We start from the raw sequence: 13,492 nt of genomic DNA on the forward strand, positions 1-13,492 counted from the left end.
AAAAACGGCGCTTCGATCGCGATTTCGTCCGGATGATGCGTCTCGATGAGTTCTATCGTACGCTCGAAAATGACGCGCAATTTCGTATAATGATCGTCGTATTTCGACAGGATAAGTTCGTTGAGCTGGATAAAACTCATGGTTTTTCCAACCACTTTTATGAGCCCGAAACCCATGATGGTCGTTCCGGGATCGATCCCCAATATGATGCGCTCGTTTGCCAATTTAATCGTTTCTTTGCCCCATGATTCGGGTTTCGCACAAAGCTAAACAATATTGGATTGCCGCGGTCAAAGTTTTGGTGCTCGTGGGCGCTTTTTATTACATCTGGGATTCGCTGGCCAACAACGACAAACTCGACTGGAAACAATTTCTCGAGACGTTCGAAAATTGGACCTGGCCGTCGATTTTTTTGGTTCTGTTATTGAGTTTCGCCAATCGGTTTTTGGAAATTCTGAAATGGCAAAACCTTGTTTTCTCCATCCGACAAATTTCTTTGCCCGAAGCGACAAAACAAGTTCTCGGCGCCCTGACCGCGGGGCTTTTCACTCCAAACGGAATCGGTGAATACGGCGCGAAAGCCTTGTACTTCGAGAAGCCGCTCGCCAGGAAAATCGTATTCCTCAATTTGGTCTGCAACGGAATTCAAATGTTTCTGAGCGTGCTGTTCGGAATCTTCGGGTTGCTGTATTTCAATGTGCACTTCGACATCATAACCGCGCAGACTGTCCTAATAATTTTTGGCGTCGTCTGCGGCCTGTTCTTGGTTTTCTTCGCGTTGAAACGTTTTACGATCCGAGGTTTCTCGATTGAGAAAATCATCCATAAGATCAATTCGCTGCCCAAGAAAATCCATCGAAAAAACACCTTGCTCGCCGTGATGCGGTACGCGGTCTTTTCACATCAATATTATTTGTTGTTCGTGATGTTCGGGGTCGATCTGCCATATATTTTACTCATGTCGGCGATCACAAGCGTGTATTTTTTGGCGTCTTCATTGCCGACATTCCAATTTTTGGACTTCGCCGTGAAAGGCAGCGTCGCGGTGTATTTCTTCGGATTGCTGGGCGTGAACGAATGGATTACCGTATTCATCGCGACGCTCATGTGGTTTTTAAATGTAGTTTTGCCGGTGAGCATCGGAAGTTATTACGTCGTCAAATTCAAGTCGCCATGGTCGCAATAGCCGCACTTTTTCTGGTTTATATTTTAGTTTACGGCGGGTTTATCGTCGCTTTGGTTCGCGCGTTCCCAAAAGTAAAATCGTTTGAACCGACGAATTCGCAGCCAACAACCACGTTTTCGATCATCATTCCGTTTCGCACCGAAGAAAAAAACCTGCACGCATTGCTCGATTCCATTTCCAAAATCGAATATCCGCATGAGTTGTTCGAATTGATTTTCGTCGATGACGCGTCTGAGGATTTCTCTACGAACGTGATCAACAAATGGCGCATGGCGAACGGTTTGTTCCAGACGACGTTGCTTGAAAATATCCGACTTACGGGTTCGCCCAAAAAAGACGCGATCTCAAGAGCCGTCCCAATCGTGAAATCCGACTGGATCATCACGACCGATGCCGATTGCATACTTCCGTCGACTTGGCTGCGAACGCTCAACGATTACATTTTGCAGAACAACGCTGAAATGATTGCCGGACCTGTCGCCTATTCGGGCAAGAAAACAGTCCTGCATCATTTCCAACGATTGGATTTCCTGAGTCTGCAGGGCACGACGATCGGGAGTTTCGGCATGAGGAAACCGTTCATGTGCAACGGGGCGAACTTCGCGTACAAAAAGAGTTTTTTCTACGACATCGGCGCGTTCAACGGAAACGAGAACATGGCGAGCGGCGACGACGTGTTCCTGTTGCAGAAAGCCGTAAAGCAGTTCCCCGAAAAAGTCCATTATTTAAAATCCCGAAGCGCGATCGTCACGACGCAACCCGTAAAATCGTGGTTCGAACTGCTCAATCAGCGCGTGCGTTGGGCGTCGAAAGCGACTGCTTATGACAATCTCTTTGCCGACGATTTGGCGATCGTGGTTTTCCTCGCGAATCTGTTTTTGGTGATTTCGGTGATCTTGACCGCGACGACTTTCCTCGATTGGAAACTGCCGCTTGGCTTGTTTGTGCTCAAATTGATTCCCGATTGGCTGTTGATTTCGAAGTCGAATTCGTTCTTCGGAAAAGGAAGATTTGTGTTTCCCGTGTTCGCAGCCTTGGTCTATCCGTTCTTTACGGTTGCGGTCGTCGGCTTTGCGTTAATAGGGAAATACAGGTGGAAAGGCCGGAGTTTTTCGCGTTGATCGTGACGTGATCGGCTAGCCCTGATGGCAGTGGAAAGCATTTTTGAGAAAGCCGTATTTGACGCCGACCAAAACGTGCGACCAACGGAAGCGCCTTTTGGGCGATGCGACAAAACGGAAGTCGATAAAATCTTGGAACGGACAGCAGGAAACAGCTCCTGATAAAATTAAAAGTTATTTCCGCACCTCAAGAACAACGGGCAGCATAAATTGCGTCTTCACGGGAATGTCGCGTTTGAGCGCGGGTTTGATTTTTGGAAAATCTGAAAGTCGGGCTTGGAGAATGCTGTCGATCTTGTCGCGTCCGTAGACCAGGCTGTCGTTGAGTTTTGGTTCGAACTTCACGCGTGAATCGGGAAATATCGTGACTTTCATAGAGATCGTATCGAGGTCGGGATACAACACCTTCAACGTGTCGGAACTCAGTCGTTGCTGGATGTTCGCGACAAGGAAATCCAGGAAACACTGCTTGTTGAGCATTTTATCCTGGATCGAATCGCAACTTTCGACGGTCGGGAATTCATCGACTTCGTTCCAGTTGATCGACTTCAATTCCTTCTCGAGCAACTCGTCCTTGGATGGCACCTGCTTGTCAAAATACTGGCACGAAACGGCCAGAGACAGGAGTAAAAGCAGTGTCAAATTTTTCATCATGGTTTGCAAGGGCTCAAAAATACCGAGTATCTTTAACGGAATCGTTCCCAAAAATACTAAAAAAAACGTGCTATGGATACAATCCTTTTGATTCTTGGGCTGTTGCTCATGATTGGCGGAATAATCGGGAGTTTTATTCCCGTGTTGCCGGGCCCGCCGATGAGTTGGGTCGGGTTGCTGCTGCTGTACTTTACCGATGCCGTCGACTTCAATTATTGGCTTTTGGGCATCACGTTCGTGCTCACCGTAATCATTACGATTCTGGATTTCGTAATTCCGGCTCAGGGAACGAAACGGTTCGGAGGCAGCAAATACGGGATTTGGGGAACGAACATCGGGTTGGTCGTCGGGATTTTTACACCGATTCCGTTCGCGTTCATCATTGGGCCGTTCCTGGGCGCGTTGATCGGCGAACTGATCTACAATTCATCCGACCACAAGCGAGCGCTCAAGGCGGCGACGGGTTCTTTCCTTGGCTTTCTCGCGTCGACGTTCGTGAACTTCGTGTTTTGCATGATCTTGTTCGGGATTTTCGTGGCCGTTGTTTGGACGAATGCGGGGAAGTTGTTTTAGATTTTAGCGTTGAGGACTTTTAAATTAAAGGAATTGAAAAACTAAGCGTTCGCGTTTTTAGTCCGAATATTTCAGCACCTGAACTTATATTCTTTACTGATAGATAAAATTTCAAAAACAAAAAGCCGATCGACTGACCGGCTTTCTTTGTTTATTTTCTTTTGAATTATTTCTTGATGACCTTGCGCGTGAATTTCTCGTTCGTATCGGTACTGACTTCCAGGAAATACATGCCCGATGTCGCGCCCGAAAGATCGATCACGTCAACGCTCATTCCCGATGTTTTCGTCATGATCTTCTTACCCGAAATGTCATAGACCGAAATTTCGGCGATCGAACCGTTCTTGACCGACACGTTCACGTTGCTGTTTGTCGGGTTCGGATAAAACGCGAGTTCGGCGGTCTGGAAGTCGTCGGCCTGCAATTGCGCCACGAAAGTTGTCGAGAATTCGTTCGTGATGATCGCCGGATTGAAATCGAAAAAGATCGAAGCTTGGGCCAAAATCACATCGTTTACCACGAATCCCGGTTTTGGCTTCACGCGGAACTGCACATAACCCTGCGCTCCCGTTGCGGTTTGCGAAGCCGGTGGCAACATGATGTTCTTGAACGTCCAATTCATGAATCCGCCCACGCGATCGAGCACGTAATTGTGGCTCGCGGTTATCATGTTGGCCGAAGCCTCGTCAAGCATTCCGCTTAGGTTTTCGGCGATGTTTACGTTTACGGCGGCAGCTGTTCCCGAATTCTCGAATCGGATCGTGTAATATAAATAATCATCGTCGTCCCAAGCTGAGAACAGGATTTGCGGGCCGTGTACCTCGAAAATATCGTTCGGGTCATACGATCCGATTATCACTTCAGTTAAAGTCGAATTGTTGTTCGATGAAACCGAATCGCCCGTGAGCGGAACGATGTCGACCGATGAAATCACGGCTTGCCCAAGTGAAACCGTAGGAATTACCGGAACTTGCAAATCGACAGTGATCTCGCGTGATTCAAACGGCAGTAAGTTGGTGAAGGAATACGTGAATCCAGTCGCGTTCGAAACCGCCGACGCTTCGGAAATCGTCGTAATCGACAGGTTCGGATCTTTTGCATACGAAACTGTTCCCGATGCCACGGTTTGGCTTCCGAAATTCGTGTATACCAGTTTTTGAACGTGCGTGAATCCCGGCATTGGCGAGTTCATCGGAACTATCGAAACTGAAAGATCGGTGTAACTCTGAGTCGATACGACAGGGAAATAATATTCGGTCAGACCTGCGCCCGGAACCGCTGCCACACTGGAATAAGATGGCGTCGTGATATTATATGAAGCCGCATAGGCAGCGTCGATTTCAAAACTTATATCGTATAGATTGGCCGGATCGTCCTCGTAAATCGTGTGGATTCCTGTTGATGACGTGATGTTGTGGATATTTCCGTCGGCGTTGATTTCATACTGGAACTGACCTAACGGGAAATCGACTTCGCCGCCGTCTTTCGTGCCGTTTGCGTTCGAATCGAGAAACGCGTTCAATCGAAAACCCGAACAGTCAATCTCACCCGTCGTCGTGGCCATGTCCGAGATTTTAATATAACCCGGCTGGTTCGAAAAGTTCGTCACCATGATCAGGTAAAACTGTCCTGCAATCGCATTTTGGATGTTTACTTCTTCTATAGGATTCGCGCTGTAACTGCAATCGATCACGTCTGAAGGCAGCAGCGCGCCGCAATTCGATGTAGCATTCGAAAACGGACCGTAGCAAATAAAGTCGACGTCGAGATTCGCGTTCGTGAAATTGATCGTCGTACTTTGTTCAATCTGTAAATTGATGTCTCCGGACTGGCTTACGGGCAAATAGAACCAAGTCGGGTTCGGTTGCGACGCCAGACAGTTGTAATTGTTGCCCGTCTCAGCGTTCGGCATTCCCACCGAATTCAAGAATGGGCTGTCCAAAGCATCGCAAAGCGGATTGGCTCCGAAACAGGCGGCCGCGTTCGGATAGCCGCTTTGGCAACTTGAGGTCGTGAAAGTCGTAGGTCCAACCCATTCGCTGACCGAATCTTCACCGCAACGACTGCGAACGTATACGTCGTAGGTCGTCCCGCATTGTAAACCCCAAACCGAATTCGGCATGGACGCAACGGGTGTACCAAAAGTTTCGCTAAGCGGAGCGGGCGCACCGGCTGGAAGTGATAATAATTCCCATCCGTAAGCACTGTCGTCCTGTGTCCAGATTACGTTGCCCGAAGTCTGTGTCGGATTTATGATGGCGACGTTTTGCGGAGTGGCACATTCCTGGGCCGAAACAAATCCAAAACTTATCAGTAATAAAAGTGAAAGTAAAGTTCTCATCATAGTGTTGCTTTTTTGGATTACTAATATACATTTTTTTGATTCTCGCTGACTATCGGGCTCATTTCGAATAAAGTAAGCCTGGTTTACACTAAAAACCGCATAAACGCTGTTATTATGGATACCTAAATCGACAACACATGCCTGCCAATGTATTTTTCCCGATGAAATCGACGTTGTATTTTTTCATTTTCACTGCGTTTTTTTCGCAAAATTTGTTCGCCCAGTAGAATCGGATTACGAACCTTGCAGCTATTATGGCGAAGATCTCGATGCCGAAGTCAAAATGTATCCCGCGAGCGACCACGCCAAAAACGTCATCAACGGCGTGATATCGGTGATCGGACTCAAACCGAATTTCGAAATCCGGGAAGCCAACGTCCCGAATGCGGCCGCCGTCATCCTCGACAACAAACGATACATTTTATACAATGGCGAATTCATGGATCAGATCAGCCTCGCGTCGGGAACATATTGGGGCGGCATCAGCATCCTCGCGCACGAGATCGGACATCATTTGAACGGACATACGTTAGACGAAGGCGGCAGCAGGCCCGCGACCGAATTGGAATCGGACGAATTCTCAGGTTTCGTACTCTGCAAAATGGGCGCGACATTGAAAGAAGCGCAGGCGGCCATCTCAATCGCGGCGTCCCAAAAAGGATCGCACACGCATCCGGGTCGCCAACAACGTTTGAATGCGATCGCGAACGGCTGGAACAACGCCAAAGGCCAGAACGGTGTCGCCACGAAAACGTCGGTTTCACGAAACAACGTCGAAAAACCCGTGCTCATCCGTCGCCAGACGCAAGATCAAACCGCAGCTGAAAAATACATCGCGTTCGACGTGCATTTCGCCGCCGACAGCAACGGCATCTATTACATCACGAACAAAGGGAATCTGGTGAACGTCGATGAGGAATCGATGTATCTCATCGGAAGCCTGTCGGAATCGAACAAACGCGGTTACCGACTCATGCTCACCGACAAAAACTACAACTACCTTTACATTGCCGAGGGCGGAAACATCGAAAACGGTTCGGGCAAGAAAGTCGGAATGATAAAGCCGCACGAGGATTGATTTGATTTTCGCGCCCGTTATCGAAACCTTTTTTCGCTATCTTAGCCGAAATGGAAATCGTTGATTTTCAAACCATCAAACATCCACAGCGGCCTTTTCGATTGCCCCGACGTATTGGCTGCCCACCTTTTTCGCTATGGGCAAACCGATCCAAATATTAATCGTCGAGGACGAAATGATCATCGCGGCCAACCTTTCGTTGCAGCTCGTGGAATTGGGTTACGATGTTGCGGGAATCATTCCCCGGGCCGACGAAGCGCTCGCGCATATCAACAATCGGCAGCCCGACATTTTGTTGCTTGACATCAATTTGAGAGGCGATATCGACGGTATCGAAATGGCGTACCAGATGCAGAAACTGCACGACATCCCGATCATTTACTTGACCGCGAATTCTGACGAGGCGCACTTTGAACGCGCGAAGGCTACGAATCCGTACGCGTTTATTTCAAAGCCGTACAAGAAACTCGACTTGCAACGCGCGATCGAACTCACCGTAAACCAGATCGAACGCAATAGACCCGCTGAAGGCCAAAGCCAGTCGACCGACCAAGCACTTATCCTAAGCGACAGCATCTTCGTGCGACATCACGAAAAAATGGTCAAAGTCGACATCAAGGACATTTTATACATCGAAGCCGAACGCAATTATTCGCGCATCCATTCAAAAGACAAGGAATATTTGCTCGTGATGACATTGAAAGATCTCGACGAGAAATTGCCTCCGAGACATTTCATCCGAATCCATCGGTCGTTTATCGTGAACATTTCCCAGATCGATGAAGTCGCCCAAACCCATGTCGTGATCGCGCGAAAAGCCATTCCCGTAAGCAAACCGCTTAAGGACGAACTGCTCAAACGCCTGCAAACCATTTGAGCCGATGAAAAAACTGTACTTCGTGATCCTGCTTTCGGTTTCATCGCTTTCAGCCCAAACCAAACAGCTCGACAGCCTCAACGCGCTTTATGAAAAAGAGAAAAAACCGTCGCGCAGATTCGACCTCCTGACGCAGTTGAACGACAAAAGCGCCGAGACAGATCTTACATTGGCCGCAACGTATGCTCGAAAAGGTGTCGACCTCGCAAAAAAAACGATAGACAAAGAATGGCTGCCTAAATTCCATGAAAGACTCGGGCGCAACTATGCGAACATGCTCGAGCTCGATTCGGCCTGGGTAAATTTCGAGCGCGCGATGAAAGGTTATGTGGCCGTCGGCGATAAAAAAGGACAGGCGACCACGTATTTCAAAATGGGCTGGGTACTTAAAAAAAGAGGCGAATTCGAACACGCGCTCCAAGCCGACCTGAAGGCGCTGAAACTCATGGAATCCATTGACGACAAGGCCGGAATTGCGGGAGCGACGACTCGCGTCGCCGAAGATTTGGCACGTCAGGAACGTCTCGAGGAATCACTGCGATACGCAAAAAGAAATATCGATTTCTGCAAAAAAAACGATCTGCCCACCGAACTCATGTTCGCGTACGTGGCCGCCGGTGACGCAAGCATCCACGCGAACAAGGTGAACGATTCCTACTTTTATTTCAAGAGCTCGCTTGATTTGGCGAAAACGCTCGGCGTAGGCAAGATGACTTTGGCCGACCTGACCAATAATGTCGGGAATGCGCTGAAACGACAACGAAAATACAAGGAAGCGCTCGCCACTTACGAGCAGGCCAGGAAATATGCGACCGAAAGCAACTACGGTGTCGCGCTTGGTGTCGTCGCCGCGAATCTTGGCGAGGTCAACATGTTGATCGGGAATTACAAAGAGGCGCTTCCGTATCAGTTACAAACCATCAAATATCAGGAAGAAAATCACGACGTTTCGAATCTCACTGAAAACTACGGCCATATCAGCACGACGTACGAAAAACTCGGCGATTATCCAAAGGCGCTCGAATACCACAAGAAGAGTTTCGCCATGCGCGACAGCATCGCCAAAGCCGACAGCGACAAAGCCATGAGCGAAATGCTCACGAAATACGAGACCGAGAAAAAAGAAGCGACGATCAAAACGCAAAATCGGCAAATTGCGAATCAGCGTCTCGTGCAATGGCTAAGCGCTGGATTTGTGGTTTTGTTGTTGGCATTTCTGGCGTTCGGTCTTAGAAGTTATCGCGCGCGAACCCAAGCCAACAAACTACTCGCGACGAAAAACGCCGAGAACGAACTGCTCATGAAGGAAATCCACCATCGCGTGAAGAACAATCTTGAATTGGTCAAAAGTCTGATCGCGCTGCAGTCGGCGCATCTGGAAGATTCCGAGACGAAAACCGCGATGCTCGAAAGCCAGAACCGCGTGCAATCGATGGGAATCATCCATCAAAAATTATATCAGGGCGAGAATTTGGGAAGCATCGAAATGAAGGACTATTTCATGAATCTCGGTGAGGGAATTCTCGACACGTTCAATGCCGACGACAAAGTCAGGATCGAATGTGCGATGGAAAATCTCGAACTCGACATCGATACGGCCGTTCCGATTGGTTTGATCGTAAACGAATTGCTTACGAATTCACTTAAATACGCGTTCCCACAAAACGCCGAGGGCAAAATCACCATCAGCCTTTCCAGGACAAACCCCAAGGAACTTACGCTCAAAGTGTCCGACGACGGCATCGGGAAAACCGCGAATTCGGCCGCAAAAGGAACGGGTTTCGGCACACAACTCGTACACTTGCTCACGATCCAACTCAATGGAATCATGGAAGAACATCTACAAAACGGCACCGAAACAGTGTTCCGTTTTAAGTTGAAGGCGGCAGCGTAATCTTCATCGGTTCAGCAAATCTTACTTATCGGATAAATAAAAGTGCGGGTTCGGACAGGATTCGACGCGTTTCGTCCTAAACGGGTTTTTATTTCAATTGGTTGTCAGTTACTTAGACTCAGAAATCATCGCGGTTTCTACTTGTAAACCAATACGACAAAAATATGAAAACTTTAAAAATCACGTTGTTGCTGGCGGCTTTCCTGCTGTTGCTTCCCGCCAAATCGAACGCACAGAACCAACTCGTCTGGGTACATGACGATCATGTGAAACCTGCCATGCAGGAGCAATACACCAAACTCGCCAAGGAATTGGCCGACGCTTGCAAACAGTACAACATCCAAAATACCGACTGGATCATGATCCGACTGAGCAATGGCGTGTATCGTTATGTTTCCACGATTCCGAATTTGGCTGCGCTCGACGTCAATCCGTTCAAGGCTTTGGGCGAAAAAATGGGCAAGGAGAAACTCGCAACGCTTTTCGAGAACATGGACAAGTGTTATGACAAACACAACAGTTTTATCAATTCGAACGTAAAAGAACTGACCTACATGCCCGATGGCTATTCCATAAACACGCCCGGACTCAACTTCCGCAAACACCATTATTTTTATGTGACGCCTTCGACTTCCGATGCTGTCGCTGAAAAGATGAAAGCTGTCCACGCGCTATACGTGAAAAACAAAGCCAAGGAATATTTCCAGATTTATCACAGCAGTTTGGGTTGCGAGGAAGAATATTATCTGGTCGTAGTTTCAGCAAAAGACGAAGCCGATTACCAAAAAACGTCCGATGAAACTGAGAAACTGCTCGGAGACGAAGGCGCCAAAGCCATGGACGCGCTGTTCAAAGCCACAACCCGTTATGAAGTCACGTCAGGTTACGCCAAACAGGACTTGAGTTATTTCGCTAAAAAATAAAACACAAAATCATGAAAAACATACTACTTCTCGTTGTTGCCATTTCGTTGGCTTCGTGTACGCAAAGAGACCGTTACACGCAAAAATCGGCTGAAATCGAAACCTACAAAAAAGCGGTCGCCGCTTATGAGAAACGCGATTGGGAAACCATGACGAGCTTCTACGCCGACACGGCAAAAATCCTCAACAACGTCACGAAAAAGGACGCGAAGACAGTCGCCCAAGCGCTCGACATAAATAAAGAAGACGCCGAACTCTTTTCGAAATGGGAATACGTCGCATCAGAAAGCGAATACGAAATGGTCACGACCGACAAAGGCGAAACCTGGGTGAATTTCTTCGCGCTGTGGAAAGCCACGCTCAAGTCAAATGGCAAAGAATATGAAATCCCGTGTTTCACGACAGCGCGTTTCATCGATGGAAAGATCGTGCGTGAACTCGGATACTGGGACAATTCGAAAGTCTTGCCCGACATCGTCGCTTCAATGGCAACGAAACCGGCCGACAGCACAAAAACCGTACAATAAACCGTCATGAAAAAGGCAGGAATAATCGGCGGATCGGGCTTTATCGGAAGCTACGTCACCAAACTGTTTCTCGGCAATGGCTTCGACGTCAAGGTTTCGTCTACCGATATTTCGACCGAAGCAAAATACCGACACTTGATGCTGTTTGAAGGCGCCGACCGACTTCACATCGCCGAACTCGACGTGCGCGACAAAGAAGCGTTGCGCGATTTCGTGAAAGACTGCGACATCGTGATCCATGCGGGAACGCCGTTCCAACTTGACGTGAAAGATCCGCAAACCGAACTCTTCGACCCGACGGTGAACGGCACGCGCAATTTCCTCGAAGTCATCAAGCAAACATCGGGAATCGAGAAAGTCGTGATCGTGGCCTCGGTTGCGAGTTACAACGCCAATTTCTCGATGCCGGCCGCGGACAGAACGCCAAACGATACATTCGATGAAAATGACGAGAAATTCAACAGCGTCGATTGTCATCCGTACGGCCAGGCGAAGTTTCTCGCGAACCAAACCGTCGAGCGATTTCTTGCCGACAACCCGGATTTGGGTTTCGAGATCAGCTCGGTCTCGCCCACGTTCGTGATCGGGAAATCGCTTTCGGACCGCGAAGACTCGACGTCGGGCGGCATGCAATTCCTGTTCAAGAACAAAATCGCGCCTAATGATTTCGTGCAGATGCTATACGACCGCGATGTCGATTTCGCGATGGTGGATGTTCGCGACGTCGCGACCGCGATCTACAAATCGGCGACGACCAGGAACATTCATGGGAAAAACTATCTGCTGAGCAGCGAAACCTACGCGATCTCAGATATCTCGCGCATGCTAAACCTCGAAAACCCGAAGAATAACGCGAAAGTCATTTACAGAAACGATTTGGCGAAACGCAATCTGGGTGTCGAATTTCGGTCGGCGAAAGAAACGTTGCATTTCTATTCAAGCTAAAATCCGCTCACGATGCACACATCTATTCAAATTGAAAAAGGTTTTCCGAGCCTTTCGGATAACACGTTGCTGCGATACGTAAACTTCATCGCGCTTTATCTGGCGCAGGGTATTCCTGAAGGCATGCTGCTTTTCGGGATTCCGGCCTGGCTCGCGATGAACGGGAAAAGTCCGGGAGAAATTGCTGGATTTGCCGTCGCCTTCGGGCTTCCATGGAGTTTCAAGTTTATCGTCGCCCCGATGATGGACCGATTCACGTATTTGCCGATGGGTCGAAAAAGGCCGTGGGTTTTGTTCGGGCAATTAGGGTTGATCGTGAGTTTCGTCTCTATGGCGTTCATTCCCGATCCGTTGCACAACCTGAAATTATTGATGATGGCGGTTTTCGCTGTCGGATTCTTCGGCGCTTTCCAAGACGTCGCGACTGACGGAATGGCCATCGACATCATTCCCGTAAACCAACAGGCGCGCGCCAACGGTTTCATGTGGGGTTCTAAAATTGCGGGAACGGCTGCGTCACTCGCGCTTGGAAGTTGGCTGCTCAACCAATACAGTTTTTCGACCGCGATTCTCGTGCTTTCGTGTGGCATCGGGCTGATCATGCTCGCGCCTTTGTTGTTGCGCGAACGCCCCGGTGAAAAGGTTTTGCCGTGGACGAAAGGCGAATCGTCGGCCGAAAACAAAAAGCTCCAACCCGACAATTGGGGCGCGATCTTCAAATCGTTGTACCGCGTGTTCAGCCTTCGCAACAGTTTATTGTTCGCCGCGATCGCGTTCATGACACAAGGCGCAGTCAATTTCATGGATACGCTACTGCCGATTTTCACTGTGCAACATTTGGGCTGGACTGATCAGACGTATTCGAATTTCAACGCAACGGCGACGCTCGTGGGCGGGCTCGGCGGCATGTTGGTCGGTGGGATCTTGATCGACAAATTCGGCAAGATGAGAATGCTCAACGTGTATCTCGCGTTGCAGATCGTGTTCATTTCGACGTTCTTCCTGATGCAATCCTATTGGCAAAACCGAGCGGTCATAAGCGGCTACATGGTTTTATATCAAATCCTGAATACGTTCACGACGATCGGGATTTTTGCGACGGCCATGCAATGTTGCTGGAAAAAAGTGTCGGCGAGCCAGTTTACGATGTTCATGACGATATCGAACATCGGACGAATCGCCGGAGCATCACTCGTCGGACCGCTTACGAACAGGTTCGATTGGGAATATGTGGTTCTTTCTTTCGGGGTCCTGATTGCGATCGCATGGCTCGGCATCCAATTCCTGAACGTCGACAGACAGGTTTCGCGCATCGCGGAATTCGAACGCCATGACGCTGAAATACTGTCGATCCCGGCGATGCCTTAACT

Annotated in this window: 13 protein-coding genes; 10 read left to right on the top strand and 3 right to left on the bottom strand. The window is 48.8% G+C overall.

Going from position 1 to position 13,492, the window contains the following annotated elements; all coding sequences use genetic code 11:
• Positions 1-224 (bottom strand): crossover junction endodeoxyribonuclease RuvC (locus tag EOO50_RS11430; protein ID WP_290840218.1); only part of this gene is annotated, 224 nt, incomplete at its 3' end.
• Between the two features lie 20 nt (positions 225-244).
• On the opposite strand from EOO50_RS11430, the gene EOO50_RS11435 reads away from it, so the two are divergent.
• Both EOO50_RS11435 and EOO50_RS11440 read left to right on the top strand, forming a co-directional pair.
• Complete coding sequence (locus EOO50_RS11435) at positions 245-1,186, top strand: lysylphosphatidylglycerol synthase domain-containing protein (protein ID WP_290840220.1); 942 nt, start codon at positions 245-247, stop codon at positions 1,184-1,186.
• Positions 1,174-2,307: a glycosyltransferase gene (locus EOO50_RS11440; protein WP_290840222.1), complete on the top strand. Its 1,134-nt coding sequence runs from the start codon at positions 1,174-1,176 to the stop codon at positions 2,305-2,307. Before EOO50_RS11435 ends, EOO50_RS11440 begins: the two co-directional genes overlap by 13 nt.
• A gap of 174 nt (positions 2,308-2,481) precedes the next feature.
• Here the strand turns inward: EOO50_RS11440 and EOO50_RS11445 are convergent, their stop codons facing one another.
• On the bottom strand, positions 2,482-2,961 hold the full coding sequence (locus EOO50_RS11445) for a hypothetical protein (protein ID WP_363331752.1): 480 nt from the start codon (positions 2,959-2,961) through the stop codon (positions 2,482-2,484).
• Positions 2,962-3,033: 72 nt separating this feature from the next.
• Between EOO50_RS11445 and EOO50_RS11450 the strand changes: the two genes are divergently transcribed.
• Positions 3,034-3,534 carry a DUF456 domain-containing protein gene (locus tag EOO50_RS11450; protein ID WP_290840224.1) on the top strand — a complete coding sequence of 167 codons (501 nt, stop codon included), beginning with the start codon at positions 3,034-3,036 and terminating at the stop codon, positions 3,532-3,534.
• Positions 3,535-3,700: 166 nt separating this feature from the next.
• Here EOO50_RS11450 and EOO50_RS11455 read toward each other — a convergent pair whose 3' ends face one another.
• On the bottom strand, positions 3,701-5,878 hold the full coding sequence (locus EOO50_RS11455; protein WP_290840227.1) for a T9SS type A sorting domain-containing protein: 2,178 nt from the start codon (positions 5,876-5,878) through the stop codon (positions 3,701-3,703).
• Between the two features lie 283 nt (positions 5,879-6,161).
• Here EOO50_RS11455 and EOO50_RS11460 point away from each other — a divergent pair, with 283 nt between their 5' ends.
• From EOO50_RS11460 to EOO50_RS11490, 7 genes are all read left to right on the top strand, one after another.
• Positions 6,162-6,956, top strand: a complete 795-nt coding sequence (locus tag EOO50_RS11460; RefSeq protein WP_290840229.1) for a hypothetical protein — start codon at positions 6,162-6,164, stop codon at positions 6,954-6,956.
• Positions 6,957-7,092: 136 nt separating this feature from the next.
• Positions 7,093-7,833 (top strand): LytTR family transcriptional regulator DNA-binding domain-containing protein, encoded by a 741-nt coding sequence (locus tag EOO50_RS11465; protein ID WP_290840231.1) that lies wholly within the window; start codon positions 7,093-7,095, stop codon positions 7,831-7,833.
• A 4-nt stretch (positions 7,834-7,837) separates the two neighbouring features.
• Positions 7,838-9,727, top strand: a complete 1,890-nt coding sequence (locus EOO50_RS11470) for a histidine kinase dimerization/phosphoacceptor domain -containing protein (RefSeq protein ID WP_290840233.1) — start codon at positions 7,838-7,840, stop codon at positions 9,725-9,727.
• Between the two features lie 164 nt (positions 9,728-9,891).
• The gene (locus EOO50_RS11475; RefSeq protein WP_290840235.1) at positions 9,892-10,650 is read left to right on the top strand and encodes a hypothetical protein; all 759 of its coding nucleotides are present in this window, start codon (positions 9,892-9,894) and stop codon (positions 10,648-10,650) included.
• 11 nt (positions 10,651-10,661) lie between these two features.
• Positions 10,662-11,177, top strand: coding sequence for a nuclear transport factor 2 family protein (locus EOO50_RS11480; RefSeq protein WP_290840237.1), 516 nt, complete (start codon positions 10,662-10,664; stop codon positions 11,175-11,177).
• A 6-nt stretch (positions 11,178-11,183) separates the two neighbouring features.
• On the top strand, positions 11,184-12,122 hold the full coding sequence (locus EOO50_RS11485; RefSeq protein ID WP_290840239.1) for an NAD-dependent epimerase/dehydratase family protein: 939 nt from the start codon (positions 11,184-11,186) through the stop codon (positions 12,120-12,122).
• A 12-nt stretch (positions 12,123-12,134) separates the two neighbouring features.
• Positions 12,135-13,490 (top strand): MFS transporter, encoded by a 1,356-nt coding sequence (locus EOO50_RS11490; protein WP_290840240.1) that lies wholly within the window; start codon positions 12,135-12,137, stop codon positions 13,488-13,490.
• The last annotated feature ends 2 nt before the right edge of the window (positions 13,491-13,492 follow it).

The sequence above is a fragment of the Flavobacterium sp. genome, from assembly GCF_004211145.1.
Taxonomy (GTDB): domain Bacteria; phylum Bacteroidota; class Bacteroidia; order Flavobacteriales; family Flavobacteriaceae; genus Flavobacterium.